Below are 25,097 nucleotides of genomic sequence, written 5' to 3'. Positions count from 1 at the left end.
ATACAGAAAGGTTCCAAGAAAAACTTCACGGCCTTTCCCCGATAGAATATCGGGAAAAGGCCGTGGCATAATACTCTTTTTATTACTGTCTACTTGACAGGGAGATGACCATTTTAAAGGCCTCTTTTTTCACTTCACTTCTGCATGTAAGCATGACTTAAGATGTCCAAGTGCATATTCATGCCCTTGTGCATTAAAAGATGCAACCGCCTTTTCATAAACAACAATTTTAAACCCTTTATTATAAGCATCTACTGCTGTATGAAGAACACAAATATCAGTACAAACACCTACAAGATGAACTTCTTCTATTCCTCTTTCTCTTAGCTTCATCTCTAAATCCGTTCCAGCAAACGCACTGTATCGCGTTTTGTCCATATAATATACATTCTCTGCATTTTTATATGTTTCGTACACATCTTGTAATTCACCAAACAAATCTCTTCCACTTGTACCAGCTATATTATGAGGTGGGAATAACTTTGATTCTGGATGATATACATCATTTTCTTCATGTTTATCAATAGCAAAGACAACGTAATCTCCATTTTCAATATATTGCTTCGTTATATGTACAATTTCCTTCTCAATTTCCTGTCCTGGTTTCCCGCAAGTTAAAGCACCCTTTTCCGCTACAAAATCATATGTATAATCAATATTAATAAGAGCTCGTTTCATAACCACTATCTCTCCTTCTTCTGTTTCACAGTAAACAATAGAAAATTTGTTATTACGACATCGTATGTACTATTCGACATTTCAAATGAAATACCTACATTTTTCTTCTGAAACTTACCTTAGTCCGAGTTTATCATATAATAGATAAACAATGGTAAAACAAATAGCTCCTATTAACAAGTCATGAATTTGATAATTGAGCGTTATTTGCATAAACTCTTGTATCGTAAACCAAATTACTGCCATCATTAGGCTAATCAAAATGATACGAATACACCGATTCACGTATTCAACCTCTTTCTCTGTCATAGTAGTAACAAGTGATTACTTCCTATTTAATCGTATTAGAAAATGAAATAAGTTATTCACTCTTGCACACTCTAGTCCAAACAAAAAAGCACACTACTTTTTGAGTAATGTACTTTTTATTCTTATTAAGACGCAGGTTTTGTCTCAAATGTTGCTTGATTAAAACTAATAACCTTTCCTTTCGGATCATTGTTTTCATACTGAACTGCAGTAATTGTATGACTACCTGTTTCCAGCGTTTTTTCTTTTAACTGCACTGTTGTCTGCGTTGTACTAGTTACTTGATGTTTATCTGTATACATTTGATCTACAAATACGAATGTTTCTTTATCACTTTGAAAATTAGAAAGTTCTAATTCAACTTGCTGAATTAACGTATCCTTTTTGATGAATACAGTCGGTATATTGCCGTTTTCAGAAGTACCATCTGGAGTAATAACTTTTACTTTCCCTTCTCCAATTGACATTGCTCCTTCAGGAAATACAACCATATTCTCATCACTTGCGTTTACAACTTGTTCTTCCTGTTTTGATTGCGCGTCCTCTTTTTCCTGTGGAGCACCGCAACCAACTAATAACAATACAGACAATCCAGTGATTATGAATTTTTTCAAAATTCATCCCCCCTGTAACTTCATTATAATTTATTATACAAAAATAACTTTTAAATTTTGAGACTACTTTCAACACTTTCATGAACAAATAGAATCTTGCTCACGATTAATGTATCATACTTTCCTTAATAGAACATTAATTTTTTTTATGAAATAAATAGTAATTTCCTCTTATCTATCATTTTAGCCCAACATATGAATTACATACCCTCAAAAATAAAAAGACATTGTTAATTCAATGTCTTTTCTATACAGCAATTAAAAAACAAACGTTGTAATCTCATCTACTTCTTTTCTTGGAAGTTTCTTCGGTTTATCTTTCGGAAATCCGAGTGAAATAACCATATTTATTTGTTTTTCAGGCTCAACTTGTAAATATTGGCGCAGTTCATCTTGAGCTAGCAATACTGGCCCTGTCATTGGACAAGTACCAAGTCCCTTTGCATGTGCAGCTAACATTAAGTTTTGTGCCGCTAAACAGCTACTCTTAATGCCTTCTTCCTCCCAAACTGAATTTGGAACAAAAGCAATTGGATCAAATATCTTTTCACGGAACTTTGATTCATATGGTGTTGCCAAACATACGATTAATACTGGTGCCTCCGAGAAAGCTGTTGCATATGGTCCGAAAGAACGTGTAAGTAATTTCCCTGCTTTCTCTTCTCCATTTTCTGCTGCTTTTTCCGCAAGTTTATGTAATGCATCCCATGTCATTTGTTCAATTTCTTTAATCTTCTCTCGATTCATGATAACTAAGAATTCCCACGTTTGTGAATTCGTATCACTCGGTGCGTAACGAGCACAATCAATTATTTCTTTTATATCATTAGTAGATACTTCTTGATCTGTAAACTTTCTAACACTTCGTCTTCCGTGAATTACTTCTTTAAAATCTTCATAATTCATATATTAAATCCCCTTTTTACAGCGTTTTCAAAACTTGTCCTATGCTTGAATTATATCACGAAAAAAAGCCGGAAGAATACCAGCTTTTTTCTTCATGATTAATTTGTCACTTTAAACAAACGAATACTCTCTTCGTATGCAGCTTGTAGTTTTTTCGTAATTTGGCCTCTTTCACCAGCCCCGAACTGTTCATCACCAATTTGAACGACTGGGAATATTTCAAGTGGCGTCGCTGTAAAGAAACACTCCTCAGCGCCATATACTTCTTGTAATGAAAACTCTCGTTCCTCTACATCGATATGTAACTCTTTCGCTAATGTAATTACGTAGTGACGTGTAATACCATGTAAAATGAAATGATCCGCTGGATGTGTAATCAACTTATTATTCTTCACGATAAAGAAATTGGAATGACACCCTTCAGTCACAATACCATCTCGTACTAATATTGCTTCTTGATACCCTTGTTCATTTATTTTGTTTTTGATCATGATATTAGGAAGCAAATTTAAAGATTTTATATGGCAAAACTTCCACCTGATGTCCTCTTCTACTGTCACCTTAATCCCTGCCTCCATTGAAGCAACTGGTCTTGGGAACGAAACAAGATTTGCAAAATATGTCGGTTGTAAATCTGATTCATATACATGATTGCGCGGTTGTGCACCTCTTGATATTTGTAAATATACATTCCCATCTTCTTGAAATTGATTTTTTTCAATCATTTGATATAACTCTTCTACTAATTCTTCCTTCGTAAATGGTGGAATTAGTTTTATTTCTGCCATAGAGTTAAAGAATCGTTCTAAATGTAAATCTAATAAATGAGGCTTGCCATCGTATAGTCTAAATACTTCATAAATCCCATCACCAAATTGGAAGCCTCGATCTTCTAATGCTACCATCGGCTGTTCTTCTTTCGTATTAATCATTCTCCCATTAAACAAGATCCAATCTTTATGAGTAGCTTTCATTCTTCCCCACTCCTTTATCACATGATTGATTTTATTGTACAACTTATGACACCCTGAAAGAAGGAATTTTCTGTATTTTTACAAACTAAAAATACATCACTTCGTAAAAGTGATGTATTTTATCATTTATTTAAGGAAATATTTTTCAATATCATCTAACATAAGGTTCGCAGCTTTAATACCGCCTGCTGTATTCCAAATTACCTCATCTACTTGGAATACTTTATTATTTTTAGAAGCCTGTAGTTGCTTAAAGAGTGGATCTTCTGTCCATTCCTTCGCTAACGAAATTCCTTCATTATTCTTATCTGCATCTTTATCAGACGTGAAATAGAATAAGTAGTCTCCGTCCATATTTGGAATCTGCTCTTTTGTAATTCCTTTTATCGCAAAATCATCTTTATCTTGTAATGGTGGTCGTTTAAATCCAATATCATTTAAAACAACGCCCGAGAATGAGTTTTTTTGATAAATACGAACATCACCTGGCACGAAACGAATAATAGAAACTTTAGAATTCAATTTATCGCCTAACTTCTCTTTCATTCCTTCAATGCGTTTTTTATAATCATCAAGAGCTTTTTGCCCTTCTTTTTCTTTATTTACAGCTTTTGTATAAAGTGTAAAGTTTTCTTTCCAATCACCGCGTAATGTTTCTGCATAAACAGTTGGTGCGATTTCTTTTAGCTGATCATATATTTTTTCATGACGCATTTTATTTCCGATAATTAAATCTGGCTTAAGCTTCATTACAGCTTCTAAATTAATATCACGTTCAGTTCCTACAACTTCCGTGTTTTTTAACTCTTTCGCTAAATGAGGATACCATTCATCACCAGCACGTGGTTTCGTAGTCCCCACTGGCGTTACGCCCACAGCTAGGAGAGTCTCTGCGCCTTCATTTGTTAAAACAACAACTTTTTTAGGTGTACCATTTACTGTCGTTTCACCCATTGCATGCTTTACCGTATATGAATCTTTTGCTTTCGCTGATATATTATTTTCTTTTTTCTCTTCTTTACTACATCCTGCAATTACAACCATGAGTATCATAATGCAGAACATAATTAGTTTTTTAGTATGTATCATATGTCCTCCCTAGATGAAATCGATTATCATTAACATTTAAAGATTAATGTATCTTACATACATTGTCAATGTATATCAGAAAACTTTTTTAATATATACTATTTAGATTCTATCCGCTTTTCTAATGTTTCTTTTTAAAACATAGTGCATAAGTATGAAAAAAATGTTGTTATTAAAATGCGTATCCTTGTTATACATAACAAGGATACGCATCCATATTGCACTATCATTTCAATTCCTAATATTGAGTATACTTAATATACGCTGAGTCATTATATACCCACTGATTTCCCCCAAGGTTTAACCAACCATTTTCATTTATATATACTAAATAAGATTCTGGAGAATTTAATTGGCGGATAACTGCAGATGTAGTTGATGGACCACTTCTTAAATTTACATTCATCCCTTGTATATATGCAACCCCAATCGGGCTTCCATCACTATTGCTTGTCTTTACAAAATTAATGTAAGAAGAATCATTATACACCCATTGTCCATTCCCCAAATCTAGCCATCCATTACTTTCTTGATATACAACGTAAGATTCTGGAGAATTTAATTGACGAATAACTGAGGAAGAAGTTGATGGACCATTTCTTAAATTTACATTTTTCCCAAGAACATAAGCGATTCCCTTCGTTTGAGGTGTCGGTTGTGGGTTAGGAGGTTGTGGATTTGGAGTTACTCCAAAAATAGCTGCTATTCCATTTGCATACGCTTGACTTAGATCTTCAATAAATTGTGGATTTTTTAATAAATTTGCATCAAAAGCTGTATCAATAAAAGCAGTCTCAGTTAAAATTGCATCCATTGCGGTTTCTCTTAATACCGCATAATTTTCTTTTTTTGCTCCTCGATCACGAAGACCATATTTTGTTAATACAGGATTGACAGCTGTATGCATTTTTTGTTGCTTTGCATATGCAGTGCTGCTATTGGATAACGCATTATAAATATAACTTTCAAAACCTGTACCCCCGCCGCTATTAATATGAAATGAAATAAAATAATCCGCACTGAAAGCATTAGCAATATTAGCACGTTCAGATAAAGAAATAAACACATCACTATCACGTGTCATTTTAATTGTAATTGGGTAATTTACCGTTAAAATGTCTCGAACGCGTCTAGCAATTTGAAGTGTTAAGTTTTTTTCTACTAAACCATTACCAACAGCACCAGAATCATATCCACCGTGCCCTGCGTCTATAACAAGTTTCATTTTATTGCCCCGCTCCTTTCTTGTAATATGTTTGCATTTCTACTCGTCCTATTTTATGTGAAATGTACAAATTCTGTTACAATTGCAAATAAAAAAACCGCCTTATGTAAGGCGGTTTCTATCATCTTGCTTTAACCAATTTAAAATAAATATATACGATTGATAGTGAACATAACGTATGCAAAATAAAATAAATAAAAGTGCTATTCCAACACCACTATAAAGTAAACCGAACTTTAAAAAAACATTTACAAGTGGTGGAAAGTTTATTAGATTTTGTAATGTACTAAGCATGCAAAACATAATGAAAAAGACAGGGACGTATTGTAATTCATACGGCTTTTTTTTCTTAATCATTCTTTTCCGAATGATTATATGACATAATTCTGCTACTATAAAGCACCCTCCAATTAATACAAGACCAGAAGTCATCGTCATACATCCACCTGCCTTATATTTATTGTATCGCATAAATAATCATCGTTATATTTTCTTTACATACTCTTCATCTTCTGAAGTAAAACCAAAACTCTCTATGAAAGACTTCGCCTTTTCTGTTAATTTCTCTTGTAGCACTTTTATTTCTTTCACATTTCTTTGTTTCATCATTTCTTCAAATGTAAAATACGTATTTGTACCATAACCGTAACCTTGGTAATCAAAATGAATAATTAGCTGTGATAAAACAGCCCGTTCCTCTTGTACACTATAATCTATTACACCAATATATGTATCATCAACTTTCACACAGTACTGTACCTTTTTCTCACCTAAACTATGCGATTTAAACATTTCTTTAACAACGCTTTCATTTTCTACAGTAACTTTCTCAAACGTAATCATATGTTGTCCATCCTTTTACTATTATTGTATCAATAATACTTCCTATTTATGAAAAAAACCTTAAGACCGTATGCGATCTTAAGGTTTTTCTAATTAAACTAAGCTATACGCACGTTTTGTTTCTTCATGGAACTTATTCGTATCGTATTTATGCTCAACATAAATTTGGTGCCATACCATAAACGCAAGTACAGTCCAAATTTTACGGCTATAATCGCCTTTATCTGCACAATGTGCTTCCAGTAAGTTTAATACATACTGTTTGTCGATTAAATGCTCTGTCTTACTTTCGTTTATAATATTTATAGCCCAATCATGCATTTCGTCTTTTAACCAGTGACGAATTGGTACTGGGAATCCAAGTTTTTTACGATCTAATACGTGATCTGGAACGATTCCGCGTGCTGCTTCACGTAAAATAGCTTTCGTAGTTCCGTTAGCAATCTTAAATTCAGTTGGAATTTTAGATGCAACATCGAATACTTCTTTATCTAAGAACGGTACACGAAGTTCTAATGAGTTTGCCATTGTCATTTTATCAGCTTTTAATAAAATGTCACCGCGTAACCATGTGAACATGTCAATGTACTGCATTTTACTTACATCATCATAATCTTTAATCTCGTTATACAATGGTTTCGTGATATCCATATAGTTAACACTTTCATTGTAATACTTCATTAATTCAGCTTTTTCTTCTTCACGGAAGATTTTAGCATTTCCATAGTAACGCTCTTCAATTGGTGTACATCCACGCTCTAGGAAGCTCTTACCTTTAAATCCTTCTTTAAGAGCACCACTTAATGCTTTTAGAACGCTCTTACCTGGACTAGGGATGTAAGAGAACATTTTTAGTGAGTTTGGCTCACGGTAAATGTTATAACCACCAAATAGCTCGTCTGCGCCTTCACCAGAAAGAACAACTGTTACATGTTTACGTGCTTCTTTCGCAACGAAGTACAATGGTACAGCTGCTGGATCAGCTAAAGGATCATCCATATGCCAAATGATTTTTGGGAACTCATCCATAAATTCTTTCGCTGAAATGAATACGTTATGGTTTTTAACGCCTAATTTCTCAGCAGTTTCTTTCGCAACATCAACTTCACTGAAACCACGTTGCTCAAAACCAACAGAGAATGTTAAAAGATTTGGATTCATTTCTCTTGCGATAGAAGCGATGATAGATGAATCGATACCACCAGATAAGAATGAACCTACTGGTACATCACTACGCATATGCACTTTTACTGAATCATATAACACATCACGAATTGCTTGGATATGCTCCTCTTTCGTTGCACTTGAAGCGTTGAAATAAGGTTTCCAGTAGCGATGGATTTCCATCTCTTTACCGATTTCTTTTACGAAATAATGACCAGGCTCGATTTTATTAACATCAATTGTTAAAGTTTCTGGCTCTGGACCATATTGGTACGTAAAGTAATGTTGTAGTGACGTTGGATTAACGCCTTTATCTTCCATCACATGCATAATACTTTTCTTCTCAGATGCGAAGAATGTAGTATCACCTTGTTGTGCGATGTATAAAGGTTTAATACCGAAGTGATCACGTGCACCGAAAAGTTTCTTTTCTTCACGATCCCAAATCATAAATGCAAACATACCACGAAGGTAATCTACACATTTTTCTTTCATATGTGCATACAATGCAATGATAACTTCTGTATCAGATTGCGTTGCAAACGTTGCACCTTTTTCAAGTAACATTTCACGTAATTCTACATAGTTGTAAATTTCACCATTAAAAATAATTACATATCGATCATTTTCATAAGTTAGCGGCTGATGTCCTGCCTCTAAGTCAATGATGCTTAAACGGCGGAAGCCAAATTGTACATGTTCATCACGAAAATATCCTTCGTCATCTGGACCACGGTGGAAAATCATCGTGTTCATATTTTCAAATTGATGTTTTTCTGTTTCTGAAAACTCTCTAGGGTTTTCACATAAACATCCTACAAAACCACACATACTTCTTACCCTCTTTCAGTTTTCATTCTGTCTCTATACTACTATATCAACCCTATTTATACTAGCATAATCAACTGAATATGGCGACCAAAAACTATAAAAAAATCACTCCATTTCACATTTTTAACAATTTTTTATGAAAACATGAAAACTAGGCACTCACCTTTCTCCGCTTTTGTCATATGATATTGCAAATTGATTTCTAGGAGGGAATACCATGAGTGAAGAAAAAAAAGATTCTTCTCGCCCACCGGTTCGTAATTACTTAAAGCAAATTGATGATTTCTTCGAGCAAACACCTCTTCGCAATGTAATCGCTGATTTAAATCATTTTTTCCAAAAAGGAAACCGTTTATTAACATTCCCTGTAGATTTATATGAAGTTGGTGAAGAACTCGTTGTTACAGCTGAACTACCAGGTATACAAAAAGAACAAATCCAAATTGAAATACAAAGTGAATACTTAAAAGTCTCTGTAAAAGAAGAGATACTTGAAGAGGAAGAAGAACAAACATCCCATAACTATTATCGCCGAGAACGTTCCATTTCAGAAGCATCAAGATTGATTAAATTGCCGTATTCAATTAATAAAAAAGCGGCAAAAGCTTCTTATCAAAACGGCGTATTAGAAATTCGGGCGCCGAAACTTCCCCAGCAACATGACATTTTATCGATAGACTAATGCAAAAAAATAAGGGTGCTATGCACCCTTATTTTCAACCCACTAATCGCTTCATATCACGTATAATGTCTTCGTATGGCGTATTACTAATGCCACTATACTTTTTCATTACTTTTCCGTTTTGATCAATTAAATAAAATGATGTACCATGCATGACCTGACCGTTCTCCGGCTTATCTACAAGTGATTGGAAATTATCTTTTGAAAACTTTGTAATATCTTCTAACGAATACCCCGTTAATAAATTCCAGTTACTAGTATCCTCTGTAAACTTTTGAATAAAAGCTTTCAGATTTTCTGGCTTATCAAGGTCTGGATCTACACTAAATGAAACAAACTGAACGTCTAATTTCTCTTCTTTTGCCATCTTTTGAAGCTTGGCCATATTTGCAGTCATTGGTGGACAAACTGTCTGACAATTTGTGAACATAAAATCTGCAACCCAAACTTTCCCTTTTAAATCTTTTGTACCAAATTGCTTTCCATCTTGATTTGTAAATTGGAAGGTTTCTAAATCCCAATTTAATGGTTTACGAAGCTTTGAACCTGATTCACTACATCCAGCAAGTACAAAGAGACAAAATACAACCATAAGACCAATTATTTTTTGATAACGCTTCATTTATAAACCTCTTTTCTCTATCCTAAATTTAAATAGGTTATGTTTATAATAACAAAAGTTAACACTACGAGAAAATTGTTTACTACATTTGTTCACGAAATCGTACGAATTTACGTATGTTACTTTTTTATTTCAAGCGAATTACTAGACAAAATATATTTTTTTACTATTCTTTCTCTAAATAAAAGTGATAAAACTAATTTTTATTGTTACTTTTGTAAATACCTCTCCCTATTTTTTAACAATTCCTTAAACATTAATCCATGTTTTACACTGTATTCCTTAACAACATTTCGGTACAATACAAATACAACGATTTTAAATGAGGTGATGTTCATGGCAAAGCGCTATGAAAATATGGATAATGTTAGTACAAAAAAATCAATTCGCTCTTTTTTACGCTGGCGTAAAGAACGAAAGCAAAACAAAAAAGATTTTTCTTTCTTAGTAGAACAATCACCCGTTAAACAAAGTGCATTTTTGCAAAGTAATGTTGAAAAAACGACTATCACATGGATTGGGCATTCCACTTTTCTTATCCAAACGAATGGACTTAATATATTAACAGATCCAGTATGGGCTAATAAATTAAAGCTAGTTCCAAGACTTACAGAACCTGGACTCTCTATAGAAGCACTACCTAAAATTGATATTGTCCTTATTTCACATGGTCATTATGATCATTTAGATTTTTCAACTCTTCGTCAGTTGAATGATGATGTTCTATATCTTGTACCTATTGGATTAAAAAAATTATTTACTCGTAAGAAATTTAAACATGTAGAAGAGTATAAATGGTGGGAAAGTACGATAATTAACGAAGTTTCTTTTCACTTCGTACCCTCTCAGCACTGGACGAGAAGATTCTTATTTGATATGAATACGTCTCACTGGGGTGGATGGATTATTGATAATGAAACGACTATGGAAACCATATATTTTTGTGGTGACAGTGGCTATTTCCAAGGTTTCAAAGAAATTGGTGAACGCTTTTTAATTGATATTGCTCTTATGCCCATTGGCGCTTATGAACCAGAATGGTTTATGAAAGTATCTCATGTTTCACCTGAAGAGGCCGTGCAAGCTTATTTAGATTTAAACGCTACGCATTTTATACCAATGCATTACGGAGCTTTTGCACTCGCCGATGAAACACCTCGTGAAGCAATAACTAGACTTCGAAATAATTGGAATTTGCGCATGTTACCGTGGGAACAACTGCATGTACTCTTTTTAGGTCAAACTTTTATTTATAGTAACGCAACAAATAATAAGCAAATAAACGAAAAAATTGAAACTTTACATGTGTAACGTAATGACTGATTTTCTATATCCAACATATAATATAGAAAATCCTATAGTGAAACTTTAATTAGTGGGTTTTCTTCATCCCCACTGATTATTTGCCTTCACCAATCAAGCTTTTACGGGCAGCCCGCTACCTAACCTCTTTGCTCCAGCTAAATTTGAGGTAGAGAGTTTTACTGTCCACAAATAGCGGGATAAAGGGTGTTTTCTATGAATGAATATTTACAGACTCGCTATATCATTAGCGGTAGTGCCTGTGTAGCTCTTCTTATTTCTTACTTTCTATTTACATAAAAAAGCTACTTGAAATATATTTTCAAGTAGCTTTTTTATTACTCTGCTAAATACATAAATCCGATTGCGCCCGGACCTGTATGAGTACTAATAATAGGCGTTGTATAGAAAATTTCTGATTGAGCAAATCCACTTACTTTTTCAACCGCCGCTTTCATACTTTCAGCTAAAGGAATTGCTTTCGCATGCGGAATTGCAACAGCTTTTACGACTTTTCCAGCCGTATCTTGCTCAAATAACTTAGCTAATGTTTTTACAATTTGGCCTTGGCTACGAACTTTCGTTACAGGATTATAAACACCGTCTTCAAGACTAGCAATTGGCTTTATATTAAGTAGAGAACCGATAAACGCTTTTCCTTTACCGATACGTCCACCCTTCACTAAGTTTTCTAATGTATCCACTACTACATATAAACGAGTATTCTTTCTTACTTCATCTACACGTTTTAAAATTTCTTCTAGTGAGCGTCCGTCATTTGCCATTTTTGCAGCTTCAATTACTTGATATGCTAAAGCATGTGTAATAAATTGAGAATCAACAACTGTTACTTTTGTATCAGTCATTGATGCAGCGCTATTTGCAGTTGCTACAGTACCGCTCATTCCACTTGTCATATGGATAGAAAGGACTTCGCTTCCATCTTCCCCTAGCTTGTCATACATTTCTACAAATGTACCCATAGCTGGTTGTGATGTTTTTGGTAATTCCTCTGATTTAATCATTTCTTCAATAAATTCGTCAGGTTGTAAATCAACGCGATCTAAATATGTTTGTCCATTTACAGAGATTGATAATGGTAAAACATGAATGTCATACTTTTCGATTACGTCTTGTGATAAATCTGCCGTTGAATCTGTTACAATTTTAATTTTTTGCATACTATACTTCTTCCCTTTCCAATACGCTCTCCTTGTTATTATACTAGTATTCCCATTGCTTTCAACAATTTGGAACGAAATTTCATCAAATTAATTATATTTTCATATCTAAAATGAAAAAGACAGAGTTTACTAACCCTGTCCGTACTTCGTATCATGCATTTTTTTCAAGGGTATTTGTTTTATATACATTTAAATAATCATTCCACTTCAAACAATTTTGTAAATATTCACGGAAAGAATACGAAAATCTTGGGTGTTTTTGTTTTTGAATTTTTGCAATAAATAATTGAAGACGAGACTGAATTAGAAACGATAATGGATGCTGTGCCTGTAGGACAGGGATTTCGAATATTTTAATGCAATCCCCTGTTGAATGAGTGAAATAAAAACTTTTCGTAATCACAATATCAATCCTCTTTTTCATTGGATTTTTGAACTTCCTCTACTTTGCGCTGTAACACGTTGTTTAAAGTGGAGTAAAATCAGACTTATATGATTTCTGTAGTCCTTATGGCTAGAAGATTTATACTCTATTCATCTCCACCTAATTCACCTTCCCGCCCTAAATATCTCTGAGACGGGAATCTCATTATCCATCAATTGTTTAATACATTTAGTATAAGCTTATAAAAGCGCAAAGTTTGTCTAAATTTTGGAGATTCTATAATTTTTTTCTTCTATATATTGTATACGTTTATAGCTATAGTATAACAAATAAATAAAAAAGTGCCTTTATAACGAGGCACTTTTCGACTGCATTTCTTCTCTTTTCTTTTTCCTCTTACTAACAACCTTTGATAACGCAATACTTACTTCATAAATACAAATAAGCGGCACTGCAACTAAACTATGAGATAAAAAGTCTGGCGGTGATATACAAGATGCAATGATAATTAATGCTACGTAAGCATACCTTCTTATTTTTATTAAAAATTCCGCCGTAAGTATTCCAATACTAGTTAAAAACATTACAACGACTGGCAATTCAAAAATCACAGCAAATGGAACTGTTAAATTAAGTACAAAATGGAAATACTTTTCTGTCGTAAACATCGTATTAAACATTTCATTACCTATCGTAGTTAAAAAGTGAAATAGAAACGGCATTACAATAAAGTATCCAAAACATAAACCTGCAATAAATAATATAGACAATACCGGTATATACATTATTGTCATCTTTTGTTCATTTGGATGTAAACCCGGTTTTACAAATAACCAAATTTGTATAGCAGCAAAAGGAATTGTACAAACGATAGCAAATACTGTAGCAATCGAGAAAAAAATCCACAATACATCACTTGGACCGAGAACAGTTAATTTCATTGGTAAATCTTTTACAAGCCAAAAATAAATATCCTTTGTAAAAGTAAATCCAATAATTAAAAATAGTACAAAGGATAACACCGTATATATTACTCTTTTTCGAAGCTCAACAATATGTTCTACTACGCTCATTTCCCGATTTTCCATCTCGTTCACCACACTTTATTTATCCATTATAAGGAAAATACACTACATTTTTTCTTTCTTTTCCTTTTCTTGAAATGCGTCATCTGTCAATTCTTTCGTTGATTTTTTAAACTCTTTTAACGTTTCCCCTAAAGCCTTCCCGATTTCCGGCAATTTTTTAGGTCCAAATAAAATGAGTACTGCTACTAAAATTAAAATTAACCCTGGAAAGCCAATATTTGAAAACATTTCCCCATCCCCTTTATTAGTAGTTTCCTTGTCCTACTATTACATAATTTTATTTTGTCAAAAAAGTTTGAAAACGTCAACAAATCCATTGTCTTTTGTCAAAAAAATTCAAAAATATAATCAATTATACAAATTTCATTTTCTATTGCTCTTGTGTATGATATGGTAAGGGAAATGACATATTATTTTATGATAGTAGAAAGGATTTGCATTATGACTGAAAAAATGACACGAATGACCCAATTTGTAAAAGAAGAAATTGCAAATGCAATTACACATGGTATCGGTGCCATTTTAAGCATCCCTGCCTTAATCATATTGATTATTCATGCTTCTAAGCACGGTACCGCATCAGCCGTAGTTGCATTTACTGTTTATGGTGTAAGTATGTTCTTACTGTACTTGTTTTCAACATTGCTACATAGCATTCATCATCCTAAAGTAGAAAAAATATTTACTATTTTAGATCATTCAGCCATTTACTTATTGATTGCTGGCACGTATACTCCTTTTCTACTTATTACACTTCGTGGCCCATTAGGATGGACGTTGCTTGCTATAATATGGACACTAGCAATCGGAGGTATCGTCTTCAAAATTTTCTTTGTACGTCGCTTTATTAAGGCATCAACGCTATGTTATATCATAATGGGATGGCTCATAATCGTTGCTATTAAACCACTTTATGAAAATCTAACTGGACATGGTTTTTCACTACTTTTAGCAGGTGGCATTTTATATTCTGTCGGAGCTATATTCTTCCTTTGGGAAAAGCTACCTTTCAACCATGCCATATGGCACCTGTTCGTTTTAGGTGGTAGTGCGATGATGTTCTTCTGTGTACTCTTTTATGTCTTACCTACAGCATAATAAAAAGGATTCAGCTTACGATAAGCTGAATCCTTTTTTATTACTTATGTAATTGTGATGCAATAACTTCCTGTGTATGCTTCGTTAATTCTTTAATGTCCATATTCGCATAATCTTCAGGTGTAATCGGCTTAGAAATTGTTACTGTTGCATGAGCTGGCTTCATACGATTTCCATTTGCTTCAAACATCTTATATGTACCATCTAACGTTACAGGTAAAATTGCTACACCTGACTTTACTGCAAGATGAAAACTACCAGCCTTAAACTCTCCAACTTCGCCACCCTTACTTCTCGTTCCTTCAGGGAAAATTACGATAGAATGTCCATTCTTTAATAGTTCAATTCCATCTTTAATCGCTTGAAGAGATTGACGACGATCGCTACGATCCATAAATACACAATTCATCAGTTCCATCCAAGTTGGTACAACTGGGAACTTTTTAATCTCTGCTTTTGAAACGAATCCAATTGGTTTATTTAAGTAACCTAGTAAAACAGGGATATCCATATTACTTTGGTGATTACTTACAACTAGTACTGGCTTGTCTTTCGGAACATTTTCAAGTCCTTTCACTTCTACTGCCCCTCCAGCTACACGTACCATTTTCTTACCAAACCAATTTGTCGTTTTATACACAGCATTGTCTTTTTCTTTTGGCGCCATCGTATTTACTTGTCTTTTAAGACGCCACATTCTCGGTGTAATCGCAATTACGATTAAAATTAAATAAAAGATTTTAAAAAACGTTTGAATCATACAGAACCCCCACCTATTATCATTCCGACCTTCATTATACTAGACAAACGAAGGAAAAAGAAGAAAAAAAGTCCAAACAGCAAGTGTTCGGACTTTTTAAGCATTCTATATTAGAAACGTTTTGCTAATTCACGAGCATTAGCAATTGCTGCTTCTTTAATTTCTTGTGCTTTTTCAGGGTTTGCATTCATGCCTTCAACTGCAATATATTCAGTATCATTCACACCGACAAATCCTAATACAGTCTTTAAGTGATTACGACCGAAGTCTACAGCTGCGTATGCTCCTTCAGAATATACGCCACCTGTTGCTTGAATGTGAAGTGCTTTTTTACCTTCTAATAAGCCGACTGGACCATTTTCAGTATATTTGAATGTTTTACCTGCGATTGCTACGTTATCTAAGTATGCTTTTACTACTGGTGGATAGCTAAAGTTCCACATTGGAGTTACGAATACATAACGATCTGCATTCATAAATGTTTCTAAGTTTGTGTTCATTGCTGCTACTTTTTGTTGTTGAACTTCAGTTAAAGCTTCAAAGCCTTCACCTGCTGCAAATTTACCCCAAGCAGCAAATACATCCGCATCAATTGCTGGTACTGTAGTTTTGAATAAATCAATTGTTACAACTTCGTCTTGTGGATGTTCGTTTTTATAAGCTTCGATGAAAGCTTCCCCTACTGCCATTCCGAAAGAACCTTCTGCTGAATTTGGATTTGCTGTAATAAATAGTACTTTTGTCATTGTATTCTCTCCCTTTTTTCTCTTTATCTTTAATTCAAGATTTGTTTTTTAAAAGTTAATAACTTACCTTATGTAAGTATAATATAAAAAGTTTTAATCAATGTCAATAAAAAATAGCTACTTTTTTTTCGTAAGTTAATGATTTACTTTGTTTCCTTAAAATTTAGTATACAGATATTACAAACTCTTTCATATAAAAAGGCTACCTCTACAACCTATAGAGATAGCCTTCTATTACATATTATTTTTGAAATACATGTTTTACTTTTTCAGCTGGAATATTACTTCCGCCTCTACCTTTTACATCTTCAATCATCATTGTAATGACCATATCTGGCGAATTTAAATCAAATGCAGCGAACCAACCTAGTTCTTTTCCTTCGGCCTCTTTTGATACTTTTAATTCCGCTGTACCTGTTTTTCCAGCAAGAGTCATACCATCAATTTTAGCAATTTTCCCTGTACCATCTGGATCATTAATTACTTTCGTCATTGCAGTTTTTAATATATCCTGATTTCCTTTAGAAATTACATTTTCTTTCCAAGCTTTTGGTTGTTTATCTGTTTTAATAATATACGGTGACGGAATCGTTCCATCATTTACAATTGGCGCATACGTTAAAGCTAAATGAAGAGGAGTCATTAATACTTGTCCTTGTCCATATCCCGTATCTGCCATTTGAATATCATTTTTAATGCCGTCATTTGCAATTTTAGAAGCAGGGAATCCATATTCAATTGGTAGTTTCTCATCGAATCCGAATTTTTTTGCTTCACTCATAAACTTGTCTTTTCCGATTTTCAAAGCTTCTTGTGCGAAGTAAATATTATCCGAGTATTTCATCGCCTTATCAAGATCAATCGGATTTGCATCTTTCACACGCGTTACATAGTAATTACCCCAAGAAGAATCTTTTGTCCATTTTAATCCTTCAATTTTCAACTCTTCTTTTGGATCAATTGTTTTCGTTTCAAGACCAATTGCAGCTGTAATAGGTTTAAATACAGAACCTGGTACCGACAATTGTGTAAAGCGATTTGTCATTGGTTTTTTCGGATCATTATTCCAAGCTTCGCGTTGTGCCTTCGATGTCCCTCGTGCAATTATATTAGGATCATATGCTGGACTACTTACTAGTGCAATTGTTTCTCCACTTTTCGGATTAATTGCTGCACTTGAACCAGCTTCGCCCTTCATTTCATTATACGTTTTTTCTTGAACAACACTATCAATAGTTAAAGTTACATTTTCTCCATCAACAGCATCTGTTTTTGCCAAGTTTTTAATTTCTTTTCCTTGCGCATCTTCTACAAAGACACGGCCACCTTTTTTACCGCGTAGCTTTTCCTCTAATACTTGCTCTAAACCAGCTTTACCAACTGGGTCATCAGCTTGATAGCCTTTCTTTTGTAGCGTTTTTAAATCTTCAGCATTTACCTTTCCAATATAACCAGTCAGATGAGCTGCCGCTTCCCCTAACGGATATGTACGAACATTTACAGGTTTTGTTGAAACACCTGGTAAATCAATGTACGTATTTTGTGTTGCCCCTTCAGGCAAAATTCCAATTGGTACGAGATACCCTGGTTTTACCCATTTAGCAGCTAATTTTTGATCAATTTCTTCTACAGACATATTTAATAACTTCGCTACTGTTTCTTTCGTTTGCGGAGCAGTATCGCCTAACTTTTCAGGAATCAATCCGATTTCAGAAGCTTTCCCATTCGTTGCAAGACCTTTTCCATTACGATCGTATATTTCACCACGTTTTGGCTGTGTTGTCTGCATACGCACTTTACTATCTTTCGTCATGCCTGGGAAAATAAAATCAGGAGTCCAATCTATTTTCCAAGATTCTTTATCTCCATCTTTTTCTTTCACCATTTTTGCTTCATGACCAAATGTAATTTTACCACCAACTGTATCCATGCTTACTTTAAAAGGAACAGGGCCTTCATCTTTTTTATCTTCTTTTACTTCCCCTGTTTCTACCTTTAAGTCTTTCACTTCGATACCAGAATAAATTTTTTCATATTTCTCAGTAAACTCTTTCTTTGAAATATCTTTTTTTGCATTTTTTGATAGTTGATCATACATATCTGCAAATTTTTGTTTATTCCACGCTTTTACATATGTATCAAACGCTTCTTGTGGTTTTTCTTCTTTACCACATCCAACTAACATGAATGTTAAGCAAAGAAAAAGAATCCCCCATATCTTTCTCAATCGATTCTCCTCCTCTTTCTATATTAGTACTTTTGAAAATTTTAGCATTTTTACATGCTACCTATCATTATAGCACTATCGAATCTCATCTATAAACTTATATTGGTGAATATAAATAAAAAGATTGATGCGAATTCTCACATCAATCTTTTTTATTATTGTTGTTTCTCATATACATGGTAATAATACGTATATGGGTTTTTTTCATCCGTTAAACCTTTTTCTACAAAAATCTCTTTCCAATTTGTCATATCTATTTCTGGGAAGAATGTATCTCCTTCAAATGCATGATGGATTTTTGTTATATATAACTTGTCTACATAAGGTAAAAAGAGGTCGTAAATTTGCGCTCCACCAAAAATAAAAATCTCTTCTTCATTTTTACATAGTTCAAACACTTCTTCTACAGAATGAACAACTTCACAACCTTCAACATGATACCCTTCATTACGAGTTACAATAATATTACGTCTTCCAGGCAGTGGTCTACCAATCGCTTCATAGTTCTTTCTTCCCATAATAAGCGGGTGACCCATCGTTGTTTTCTTCACGTATTGTAATTCACTCGGTAAACGCCAAGGTAAATTATTATCTTTACCAATTACTCTATTTTCGTCCATAGCGACCATAAATGAAACAATCATTTTTTCATCTCCTCTACAATTATACTGCAACCGGTGCTTTAATTGCTGGATGCGGATCGTATCCTTCAATCGTTAAATCTTCCATTTCAAAATCGAAAACAGATTTCACATCTGGATTTAATGTAAGTTTCGGGAATGGACGTGGTTCACGTGCCAATTGCTTTTCTACTTGTTCAAAATGATTTGTATAAATGTGTGCATCACCAATTGTATGAACAAATTCTCCCACTTCAAGTCCGCATTCATGTGCAATTAAATGTGTTAGTAGTGAGTAACTTGCAATGTTAAATGGAATTCCAAGGAATATGTCACCACTTCTTTGATATAACTGACAAGAAAGCTTTCCATCTGCTACATAAAACTGGAATAGCGTATGACAAGGCGGTAAGGCCATACTTGGTACATCTTCTGGATTCCAGGCAGAAACGATTAAACGACGTGAGTCTGGTGTTTTTTTAATCATTTCAATTACATCTTTTAATTGATCAAGTGTCTCACCAGCTGTCGTTTTCCAAGCACGCCACTGTTTACCGTAAACGTCTCCTAAATAACCATATTTATTTGAGAACTCATCATCTTCTAAAACGTTCTTTTTAAACAATTCCATTTGCTCGTCGTACTGTACTTTAAATTCTTCATCTTGTTGTGAGCGAAGACCAAAATCAGTCATGTCAGGACCAGTATACTCATCACTTTCTACCCAGCTCTTAAAAGCCCATTCATTCCAAATGTTATTATTATGCTGCAATAAATAGCGAATATTTGTATCACCTTTCATAAACCAAAGCAGTTCACTTGCTACAAGGCGAAACGGTACTCTCTTTGTTGTTAATAAAGGAAAACCTTTACTTAGATCAAAACGCATTTGATATCCAAATACAGATACAGTGCCTGTCCCTGTACGGTCTTCTTTCTTCGTACCATGTTCCATTACATGGCGGCATAAATTTAAGTATTCATTTTCAGCATGTTTCATATGTAGGAAAACCTTCTTTCAATCGTATATGCAATTTATCATAACATGAAAAATGATAAATTTAATAATCCTAATTAATAAAATTTCTTGCGCTAATTCTTACAAAATTATTAACTTTCCAAATATAAAAAGGTTTTCATTTTCTATTACCGAAAGTATAGTGCGGTAGAACAAAATTTATATTTGGAGGTTAGAAGTATGTCTAAAATTGAAACGCCTGTTATGACTTCTTTACAAACAACGGCTGAAAAAATGATGAAGGATTTAAATGTTCCTGGTGCTGCTGTCGCTGTTATAAAAGACGGTGAAGTTATTATTTCAGAAGGTTTCGGCTATCGTAATATAGAAACAAAAGAGGCTGTTACACCGAATACTCGATTCGCAATCGGTTCCTCAACGAAAGCATTTGGCACACTTTCATTAAGCTTGTTAGCACAGCAAAAAAAGTTTAATTGGGATACCCCTATCCAGTCTTATATACCTAACTTTACTTTATCTGAACTACTTGCTAGCTCACAAGTTACAGGACGGGATTTAGCTTCTCATCGAACTGGAGTGAGTCGTCATGAGGCTCTTTGGTACAGTTCTTCCTTATCTCGAAAAGATCTCGTTGAAAAAATAAAACATTTACCACTTGATGCACCGTTCCGAACTGCATTTCTATATAACAATTTAATGTATGCAACAATTAGCTACATTGTTGAAAACATTACAAATCAAACGTGGGAGCAATACACTACAGAACATATTTTAGAACCTTTAAATATGAGACATACAAACTTCTCTGTTAACGATTCACAAACTACAGATGATTACGCTTTACCTTACATTGAAAATGACGGTGAAATAAAAGCAGTTCCATTCCGTAACATCGATACAGTTGGCGCTGCTGGGTGTATTAATTCCACAATTGAAGATATGGCAAATTGGGTACTTCTCCACTTAAATGAAGGAAAATTTGGAGATCATGAATTAATCTCCTCTGAATTATTACAACAAATGTATACACCACACAATTCAATTCCAGACCAACCGGTTTTATCACTCCCTGAATCTCCATTAAATAGTTACGGTCTTGGTTGGTTTATTAGCGCTTATCGTGGTAAAAAAGTGATTCATCATGGCGGTAATATCGATGGATTTTCAGCGCTTGTTTCATTCATACCAACAGAAAACATAGGCCTTGTCATTTTAACGAATGCTGGAGGAACATTACTTCCTACTTATCTCGCTAATCAAATTTATGACGAACTACTTGAATTAGAATCCATTGATTGGCATAAACGTGCTGTAGAAGATACTAAAAAAATGAAGGAAATGATGAAAGAAGCAACTGAATCCCTCCCTGAACAAATTAAAGGGACTACACCTTCGCACAAGTTAGAGGATTATACTGGTACTTTTGAACATCCTGCATACGGAACATTACAAGTATACAAACGAGATGATTCGTTATATGTACAATTTATGGAAATGGATATTCAATTAGGGCATCATCATTACGACATCTTCTCTGCAAAAGTTGACTTATTCCAAATGAAAATGAGCTTATTATTCGCTTATGAAATGAATGTAAGTGGTGAATTCCCATCCCTTCGGTTACATGTACCAGCTACATTAAGTACTCAGCCGCTTACATTTAAGAAAATTAAATAAGTATTTTGATGGTAAAAAATAAAGGTAGGTGCGAATCACACCTACCTTTTCTATTTCATATCAATCTTATCTGATTGAAACCAAATTGGCTTCGATAACTCAAAGTTATTATGATCCTCTAAAACTATAGTAAGGCGCTCTAACATATCATCTAACATATGCGGCGCTGCTCGTAATGTCCAGACAACTGAGGAGAAAACTGTCATACCAACGTACACCGTGTATAATTTCCAGAATTCCTCTGGTATTTTTCTATTAAAGTATCCTTCTATTTGTCCGATTGAATACGGAATACTAATGTCCCTTGCAAACAGTGCAATTTTCACAAAATCATGAAGTGGATCGCCCCAATCGTAGCCATTAAAATCAACAACACCTACATATTTTCCATCCCGTACAATTATATTTTCTAAGTGAAAATCATCGTGTTGAAATCGATTTGGGCGGTTCTTTAAATATATTTCATTTTCTTCAATAAACTTTATGATTTTATCATCATTTTTTATGTTTATTCCACATGTTTTATATGCCTCTAAATATTTACTATGTTTTTTCATTGCTCTTTCATACCATGGAAGTATATTATTAGGAGCTTCATATGTATGCATTTTTGCTAAATCTTTCCCTGCCTCTATACCAATATCATATTGTTCTTTTGGTGAATACGTAGGCAATAACTTCTTCGCATCTTCCCCTTCTAAATACGAAAAGATGCCATAGCATAAACCTTCTTCTGCCAACAAACCTATTTCAATTGGTTTTTGTGCTTGCACACTACGATTTTGCATTTCATTTAAAATTTGAAACTCTATTTTCTTTCTTTCATACTCTTTTATATCGCCTGTCCGCAATAAATATTTATCATTATTCGCACTCGTAATTATATATTTCTTATCAGGTGAAAAACCTTTAGAAATTTCTTTAATATCCACTGCATTTTTTACTATTTGTATATTGTTTTGCCATGCTGTAATTATCTTCATATCTATTCCCCTTACATTTCTGCATTTGGTGTATAGGCAACTTCTACAATAAATCCATTTGGATCGTAAAAATCAATCGTATAGTAACCTTCCGAATAATGATTCATTTCAATTGGACCACGTATTACCTTCACTTTCGTACTAGAAAGAAAATCTGCTACTTCCTCAACTACTTCTCTATGAATAGCTTGATAACAAATATGTCTAGGCCCTAACGTCCTTACAATTTCCTCATCTACTTCTTTAAAGTATATTTCACTTTCTCCTGTGCTATATGCTATTTCATTTAACTTTCTCCACCCAATTATGGAAAACAACTTATTATAAAAAGAAATGGATTCCTCTAAATTTGCTACCCAAAATTCAATATGATGAATGCCTGCTCGCAGTGTATTCATATTAAGAATACGCTCCTTGTACTACTTGCACAATTTCCATCGGCTTATGAACCATGTAATCTGGTGCATCTTTTTTCACTGTTTCAATAACATCATATCCCCAAGATACCCAAATTACGTTCACTCCAGCCTTTTTACACGCTGCTACGTCTCGCTGTTCATCACCGACATATAACATATCTTTCTCTGTTATTTTTTTTGATTTCAAAAATCTTTTTATCATTTTATCTTTACCAAACAAATTTTTAGAACAATACACTTCTTGAATATTTTCGATACCATTCTTGTGTAAAAACGCCCGAATATGCTCTTCTGAGTTCGATGATATGACTGCAATTCCGTAGCCTTTTTTATGTAGTTCATCTAATACTTCTTTCATCCCATGGAACAAAACGAGATTTTTTATAGCAGGCTGATATAATTTATAAAATTCCAACGCTAATATCGGTAGTTTATACAGTGGTACATTAAGTTGTTTACATCTCTCTGGCATCGTTAATTTACGTAAATGTTCAATTTCGTCTTCCTTTACTGCTTTATACCCATGTTTTTCAGCAAGTTGATTATAAATCGGTACAAATATATTTTGTGAATCTACTAATGTGCCATCAAAGTCAAAAACAATATATTTTTGCATTCCCATACTCCCTTTGCTTCTTTTTTCTAAACCTATGTTATTCAACAACATAGTTGTCTGTCCCTTCTATAAAAATAAAAAAGAACAAGATTTTCTCTTGTTCTTTTTAAGACAACCATTTCGGTGGTACATTCGTATTCCAATAAATATTTCCTAACTCATGATGTCCAGAGTATCCATCATCAAAACGGTGGTAATGGAAATTAAAATAATAACCATCTTGCGGTGGATGATCTCTTCTTACATGGAAACGCAATAAATCATTTCCAGATTTCGTATCGTAGACGTGAAAAATCTTCTCATTATTTCCACCAGCTGGTTTTTGAGAAATCGCTAATGATTGTAGTGAATCTTCTGGTACATCACTAGCAAGCTCAGCAATTGCCTCTTCAATTTTCGGTAATATTACATCTTTAAACTCATCTTCAATTACTGGACCAATTTTAGTACCAAACTTTTGCATCGACTGCTTCTCTGCTTCTTGCATTGCATAAGTAATAAAAGTATCGGTGGTTAACCTGTCATTCGTTTCTTCATATGTATAGGACGTGCTCTCCAAACTTTGTTGCCCAGCTGTGCTCGTAGGCTTGTCCGCAGCTTTGGCATTATCAAGTAATATGGAAGGAGGCGTCACTAAACCAAATGTAAACACGGTAATTAATGCGACTAAGGTTTTTCTAAACCAATTTGGCATTTATGTTCCCTCCCCTTTCACTCATTATTTTTTATATAACGGTGGTTTCTTCTATTATACAAAATGATTGTAATTTTTGCACTTTACAATTTTGTTAACGTTCACATATTTTTCACTTGAATATGAAATTGTAAGATTTCATACAATAAAAATACAACAACAATAAGGAGGCGATCAGATGACTTTAGATGTCATGTATTCCGCCGCAAGTATACTCGTTTTAGTATATTTTATTTATCAATGTGTTACAGACTAGAAAAAGAGCCGTCAATGGTATTATCCCCTATAGGTAGACAGTAAAAAAAGAGTCCATCTGATATGATGGACTCAATACTGTTTTATCTGGAGGGGATTTTTTTATGGCAAGAAAAGGACAATCATT

Annotated in this window: 29 protein-coding genes; 5 read left to right on the top strand and 24 right to left on the bottom strand. The window is 33.9% G+C overall.

Going from position 1 to position 25,097, the window contains the following annotated elements:
* Positions 1 to 71: IS3 family transposase (locus ACTFO4_RS29620; RefSeq protein ID WP_325782447.1), on the top strand; the 71-nt coding region annotated here is incomplete at its 5' end.
* Positions 72 to 129: 58 nt separating this feature from the next.
* Here the strand turns inward: ACTFO4_RS29620 and ACTFO4_RS29615 are convergent.
* The 10 genes from ACTFO4_RS29615 to asnB form a co-directional block, all read right to left on the bottom strand.
* Complete coding sequence (locus ACTFO4_RS29615) at positions 130 to 678, bottom strand: cysteine hydrolase family protein (protein WP_000816764.1); 549 nt, start codon at positions 676 to 678, stop codon at positions 130 to 132.
* A gap of 114 nt (positions 679 to 792) precedes the next feature.
* Entirely contained in the window at positions 793 to 987 is a 195-nt protein-coding gene (locus ACTFO4_RS29610) for a hypothetical protein (RefSeq protein WP_017674122.1), read from the bottom strand.
* Between the two features lie 125 nt (positions 988 to 1,112).
* Entirely contained in the window at positions 1,113 to 1,601 is a 489-nt protein-coding gene (locus ACTFO4_RS29605) for a hypothetical protein (RefSeq protein WP_000713496.1), read from the bottom strand.
* A gap of 258 nt (positions 1,602 to 1,859) precedes the next feature.
* Positions 1,860 to 2,507: a nitroreductase family protein gene (locus ACTFO4_RS29600; RefSeq protein ID WP_326235300.1), complete on the bottom strand. Its 648-nt coding sequence runs from the start codon at positions 2,505 to 2,507 to the stop codon at positions 1,860 to 1,862.
* 98 nt (positions 2,508 to 2,605) lie between these two features.
* Entirely contained in the window at positions 2,606 to 3,481 is an 876-nt protein-coding gene (dat, locus tag ACTFO4_RS29595; protein ID WP_440014612.1) for a D-amino-acid transaminase, read from the bottom strand.
* Positions 3,482 to 3,607: 126 nt separating this feature from the next.
* Positions 3,608 to 4,570: an ABC transporter substrate-binding protein gene (locus ACTFO4_RS29590; RefSeq protein ID WP_440014613.1), complete on the bottom strand. Its 963-nt coding sequence runs from the start codon at positions 4,568 to 4,570 to the stop codon at positions 3,608 to 3,610.
* Positions 4,571 to 4,808: 238 nt separating this feature from the next.
* The gene (locus ACTFO4_RS29585) at positions 4,809 to 5,795 is read right to left on the bottom strand and encodes an N-acetylmuramoyl-L-alanine amidase (protein WP_000779893.1); all 987 of its coding nucleotides are present in this window, start codon (positions 5,793 to 5,795) and stop codon (positions 4,809 to 4,811) included.
* A gap of 102 nt (positions 5,796 to 5,897) precedes the next feature.
* Positions 5,898 to 6,227, bottom strand: coding sequence for a hypothetical protein (locus tag ACTFO4_RS29580; protein ID WP_000200455.1), 330 nt, complete (start codon positions 6,225 to 6,227; stop codon positions 5,898 to 5,900).
* A 51-nt stretch (positions 6,228 to 6,278) separates the two neighbouring features.
* The gene (locus tag ACTFO4_RS29575) at positions 6,279 to 6,638 is read right to left on the bottom strand and encodes a GNAT family N-acetyltransferase (RefSeq protein ID WP_000627523.1); all 360 of its coding nucleotides are present in this window, start codon (positions 6,636 to 6,638) and stop codon (positions 6,279 to 6,281) included.
* Between the two features lie 93 nt (positions 6,639 to 6,731).
* Positions 6,732 to 8,633: an asparagine synthase (glutamine-hydrolyzing) gene (gene asnB, locus ACTFO4_RS29570; protein ID WP_000333816.1), complete on the bottom strand. Its 1,902-nt coding sequence runs from the start codon at positions 8,631 to 8,633 to the stop codon at positions 6,732 to 6,734.
* 217 nt (positions 8,634 to 8,850) lie between these two features.
* On the opposite strand from asnB, the gene ACTFO4_RS29565 reads away from it, so the two are divergent.
* Positions 8,851 to 9,315 carry an Hsp20/alpha crystallin family protein gene (locus ACTFO4_RS29565; RefSeq protein WP_001288085.1) on the top strand — a complete coding sequence of 155 codons (465 nt, stop codon included), beginning with the start codon at positions 8,851 to 8,853 and terminating at the stop codon, positions 9,313 to 9,315.
* 34 nt (positions 9,316 to 9,349) lie between these two features.
* On the opposite strand, the gene ACTFO4_RS29560 is transcribed toward ACTFO4_RS29565, so the two are convergent.
* Positions 9,350 to 9,937: an SCO family protein gene (locus ACTFO4_RS29560; RefSeq protein ID WP_000833335.1), complete on the bottom strand. Its 588-nt coding sequence runs from the start codon at positions 9,935 to 9,937 to the stop codon at positions 9,350 to 9,352.
* 336 nt (positions 9,938 to 10,273) lie between these two features.
* Between ACTFO4_RS29560 and ACTFO4_RS29555 the strand changes: the two genes are divergently transcribed.
* Complete coding sequence (locus ACTFO4_RS29555) at positions 10,274 to 11,248, top strand: MBL fold metallo-hydrolase (RefSeq protein ID WP_001129633.1); 975 nt, start codon at positions 10,274 to 10,276, stop codon at positions 11,246 to 11,248.
* Between the two features lie 329 nt (positions 11,249 to 11,577).
* Here ACTFO4_RS29555 and ACTFO4_RS29550 read toward each other — a convergent pair whose 3' ends face one another.
* From ACTFO4_RS29550 to ACTFO4_RS29535, 4 genes are all read right to left on the bottom strand, one after another.
* Positions 11,578 to 12,420 carry a DegV family protein gene (locus tag ACTFO4_RS29550; protein ID WP_001169470.1) on the bottom strand — a complete coding sequence of 281 codons (843 nt, stop codon included), beginning with the start codon at positions 12,418 to 12,420 and terminating at the stop codon, positions 11,578 to 11,580.
* Between the two features lie 154 nt (positions 12,421 to 12,574).
* Positions 12,575 to 12,826, bottom strand: a complete 252-nt coding sequence (locus ACTFO4_RS29545; RefSeq protein WP_000629012.1) for a DUF2535 family protein — start codon at positions 12,824 to 12,826, stop codon at positions 12,575 to 12,577.
* 329 nt (positions 12,827 to 13,155) lie between these two features.
* Positions 13,156 to 13,896, bottom strand: a complete 741-nt coding sequence (gene tatC, locus ACTFO4_RS29540; protein WP_000431523.1) for a twin-arginine translocase subunit TatC — start codon at positions 13,894 to 13,896, stop codon at positions 13,156 to 13,158.
* 42 nt (positions 13,897 to 13,938) lie between these two features.
* Positions 13,939 to 14,124 (bottom strand): twin-arginine translocase TatA/TatE family subunit, encoded by a 186-nt coding sequence (locus ACTFO4_RS29535; protein ID WP_000492443.1) that lies wholly within the window; start codon positions 14,122 to 14,124, stop codon positions 13,939 to 13,941.
* A gap of 213 nt (positions 14,125 to 14,337) precedes the next feature.
* On the opposite strand from ACTFO4_RS29535, the gene trhA reads away from it, so the two are divergent.
* Entirely contained in the window at positions 14,338 to 14,994 is a 657-nt protein-coding gene (trhA, locus tag ACTFO4_RS29530) for a PAQR family membrane homeostasis protein TrhA (RefSeq protein WP_000136889.1), read from the top strand.
* A 40-nt stretch (positions 14,995 to 15,034) separates the two neighbouring features.
* Here trhA and ACTFO4_RS29525 read toward each other — a convergent pair whose 3' ends face one another.
* The 5 genes from ACTFO4_RS29525 to ACTFO4_RS29505 all read right to left on the bottom strand — a co-directional run bounded on the left by ACTFO4_RS29525 (position 15,035) and on the right by ACTFO4_RS29505 (position 20,347).
* Positions 15,035 to 15,754: a lysophospholipid acyltransferase family protein gene (locus ACTFO4_RS29525; protein ID WP_000616577.1), complete on the bottom strand. Its 720-nt coding sequence runs from the start codon at positions 15,752 to 15,754 to the stop codon at positions 15,035 to 15,037.
* Between the two features lie 110 nt (positions 15,755 to 15,864).
* Entirely contained in the window at positions 15,865 to 16,500 is a 636-nt protein-coding gene (locus ACTFO4_RS29520; RefSeq protein WP_098584529.1) for an FMN-dependent NADH-azoreductase, read from the bottom strand.
* 241 nt (positions 16,501 to 16,741) lie between these two features.
* Complete coding sequence (gene pbpC, locus ACTFO4_RS29515) at positions 16,742 to 18,727, bottom strand: penicillin-binding protein 3 (RefSeq protein WP_001227248.1); 1,986 nt, start codon at positions 18,725 to 18,727, stop codon at positions 16,742 to 16,744.
* Positions 18,728 to 18,882: 155 nt separating this feature from the next.
* Complete coding sequence (locus tag ACTFO4_RS29510; RefSeq protein WP_000637205.1) at positions 18,883 to 19,371, bottom strand: dihydrofolate reductase; 489 nt, start codon at positions 19,369 to 19,371, stop codon at positions 18,883 to 18,885.
* 19 nt (positions 19,372 to 19,390) lie between these two features.
* Positions 19,391 to 20,347 (bottom strand): thymidylate synthase, encoded by a 957-nt coding sequence (locus ACTFO4_RS29505; protein ID WP_000679609.1) that lies wholly within the window; start codon positions 20,345 to 20,347, stop codon positions 19,391 to 19,393.
* Between the two features lie 198 nt (positions 20,348 to 20,545).
* On the opposite strand from ACTFO4_RS29505, the gene ACTFO4_RS29500 reads away from it, so the two are divergent.
* On the top strand, positions 20,546 to 22,003 hold the full coding sequence (locus ACTFO4_RS29500; protein ID WP_440014614.1) for a serine hydrolase: 1,458 nt from the start codon (positions 20,546 to 20,548) through the stop codon (positions 22,001 to 22,003).
* A gap of 50 nt (positions 22,004 to 22,053) precedes the next feature.
* On the opposite strand, the gene ACTFO4_RS29495 is transcribed toward ACTFO4_RS29500, so the two are convergent.
* The 4 genes from ACTFO4_RS29495 to ACTFO4_RS29480 all read right to left on the bottom strand — a co-directional run bounded on the left by ACTFO4_RS29495 (position 22,054) and on the right by ACTFO4_RS29480 (position 24,715).
* Positions 22,054 to 22,986 (bottom strand): aminoglycoside phosphotransferase family protein, encoded by a 933-nt coding sequence (locus ACTFO4_RS29495; RefSeq protein WP_000692086.1) that lies wholly within the window; start codon positions 22,984 to 22,986, stop codon positions 22,054 to 22,056.
* An 11-nt stretch (positions 22,987 to 22,997) separates the two neighbouring features.
* A complete protein-coding gene (locus ACTFO4_RS29490) occupies positions 22,998 to 23,384 on the bottom strand; it encodes a VOC family protein (RefSeq protein WP_001094664.1) in 387 nt (128 codons plus the stop codon).
* 1 nt (position 23,385) lies between these two features.
* The gene (locus ACTFO4_RS29485) at positions 23,386 to 24,021 is read right to left on the bottom strand and encodes an HAD family hydrolase (protein WP_025687389.1); all 636 of its coding nucleotides are present in this window, start codon (positions 24,019 to 24,021) and stop codon (positions 23,386 to 23,388) included.
* Between the two features lie 106 nt (positions 24,022 to 24,127).
* Positions 24,128 to 24,715 (bottom strand): YpjP family protein, encoded by a 588-nt coding sequence (locus tag ACTFO4_RS29480; RefSeq protein WP_001134421.1) that lies wholly within the window; start codon positions 24,713 to 24,715, stop codon positions 24,128 to 24,130.
* Positions 24,716 to 25,097: the final 382 nt, after the last annotated feature.

Source organism: Bacillus cereus group sp. MYBKT14-1 (assembly GCF_051915185.1).
Classification (GTDB): Bacteria; Bacillota; Bacilli; order Bacillales; family Bacillaceae_G; genus Bacillus_A; species Bacillus_A cereus.
The sequence above is the reverse complement of the archived record's forward strand: the minus strand, read 5'-3'. Positions and strand labels throughout refer to the sequence as shown.

What these genes read in the sequence shown, in the direction of transcription:
- ACTFO4_RS29615 (WP_000816764.1), bottom strand. Translation starts at nt 678, where the DNA reads ATGAAACGAGCTCTTATTAATATTGATTATACATATGATTTTGTAGCG.
- ACTFO4_RS29610 (WP_017674122.1), bottom strand. Translation starts at nt 987, where the DNA reads ATGACAGAGAAAGAGGTTGAATACGTGAATCGGTGTATTCGTATCATT.
- ACTFO4_RS29600 (WP_326235300.1), bottom strand. Translation starts at nt 2,507, where the DNA reads ATGAATTATGAAGATTTTAAAGAAGTAATTCACGGAAGACGAAGTGTT.
- dat (WP_440014612.1), bottom strand. Translation starts at nt 3,481, where the DNA reads ATGAAAGCTACTCATAAAGATTGGATCTTGTTTAATGGGAGAATGATT.
- ACTFO4_RS29590 (WP_440014613.1), bottom strand. Translation starts at nt 4,570, where the DNA reads ATGATACATACTAAAAAACTAATTATGTTCTGCATTATGATACTCATG.
- ACTFO4_RS29585 (WP_000779893.1), bottom strand. Translation starts at nt 5,795, where the DNA reads ATGAAACTTGTTATAGACGCAGGGCACGGTGGATATGATTCTGGTGCT.
- ACTFO4_RS29580 (WP_000200455.1), bottom strand. Translation starts at nt 6,227, where the DNA reads ATGACTTCTGGTCTTGTATTAATTGGAGGGTGCTTTATAGTAGCAGAA.
- ACTFO4_RS29575 (WP_000627523.1), bottom strand. Translation starts at nt 6,638, where the DNA reads ATGATTACGTTTGAGAAAGTTACTGTAGAAAATGAAAGCGTTGTTAAA.
- asnB (WP_000333816.1), bottom strand. Translation starts at nt 8,633, where the DNA reads ATGTGTGGTTTTGTAGGATGTTTATGTGAAAACCCTAGAGAGTTTTCA.
- ACTFO4_RS29565 (WP_001288085.1), top strand. Translation starts at nt 8,851, where the DNA reads ATGAGTGAAGAAAAAAAAGATTCTTCTCGCCCACCGGTTCGTAATTAC.
- ACTFO4_RS29560 (WP_000833335.1), bottom strand. Translation starts at nt 9,937, where the DNA reads ATGAAGCGTTATCAAAAAATAATTGGTCTTATGGTTGTATTTTGTCTC.
- ACTFO4_RS29555 (WP_001129633.1), top strand. Translation starts at nt 10,274, where the DNA reads ATGGCAAAGCGCTATGAAAATATGGATAATGTTAGTACAAAAAAATCA.
- ACTFO4_RS29550 (WP_001169470.1), bottom strand. Translation starts at nt 12,420, where the DNA reads ATGCAAAAAATTAAAATTGTAACAGATTCAACGGCAGATTTATCACAA.
- tatC (WP_000431523.1), bottom strand. Translation starts at nt 13,896, where the DNA reads ATGGAAAATCGGGAAATGAGCGTAGTAGAACATATTGTTGAGCTTCGA.
- ACTFO4_RS29535 (WP_000492443.1), bottom strand. Translation starts at nt 14,124, where the DNA reads ATGTTTTCAAATATTGGCTTTCCAGGGTTAATTTTAATTTTAGTAGCA.
- trhA (WP_000136889.1), top strand. Translation starts at nt 14,338, where the DNA reads ATGACTGAAAAAATGACACGAATGACCCAATTTGTAAAAGAAGAAATT.
- ACTFO4_RS29525 (WP_000616577.1), bottom strand. Translation starts at nt 15,754, where the DNA reads ATGATTCAAACGTTTTTTAAAATCTTTTATTTAATTTTAATCGTAATT.
- ACTFO4_RS29520 (WP_098584529.1), bottom strand. Translation starts at nt 16,500, where the DNA reads ATGACAAAAGTACTATTTATTACAGCAAATCCAAATTCAGCAGAAGGT.
- ACTFO4_RS29510 (WP_000637205.1), bottom strand. Translation starts at nt 19,371, where the DNA reads ATGATTGTTTCATTTATGGTCGCTATGGACGAAAATAGAGTAATTGGT.
- ACTFO4_RS29505 (WP_000679609.1), bottom strand. Translation starts at nt 20,347, where the DNA reads ATGAAACATGCTGAAAATGAATACTTAAATTTATGCCGCCATGTAATG.
- ACTFO4_RS29500 (WP_440014614.1), top strand. Translation starts at nt 20,546, where the DNA reads ATGTCTAAAATTGAAACGCCTGTTATGACTTCTTTACAAACAACGGCT.
- ACTFO4_RS29495 (WP_000692086.1), bottom strand. Translation starts at nt 22,986, where the DNA reads ATGAAGATAATTACAGCATGGCAAAACAATATACAAATAGTAAAAAAT.
- ACTFO4_RS29490 (WP_001094664.1), bottom strand. Translation starts at nt 23,384, where the DNA reads ATGAATACACTGCGAGCAGGCATTCATCATATTGAATTTTGGGTAGCA.
- ACTFO4_RS29485 (WP_025687389.1), bottom strand. Translation starts at nt 24,021, where the DNA reads ATGCAAAAATATATTGTTTTTGACTTTGATGGCACATTAGTAGATTCA.
- ACTFO4_RS29480 (WP_001134421.1), bottom strand. Translation starts at nt 24,715, where the DNA reads ATGCCAAATTGGTTTAGAAAAACCTTAGTCGCATTAATTACCGTGTTT.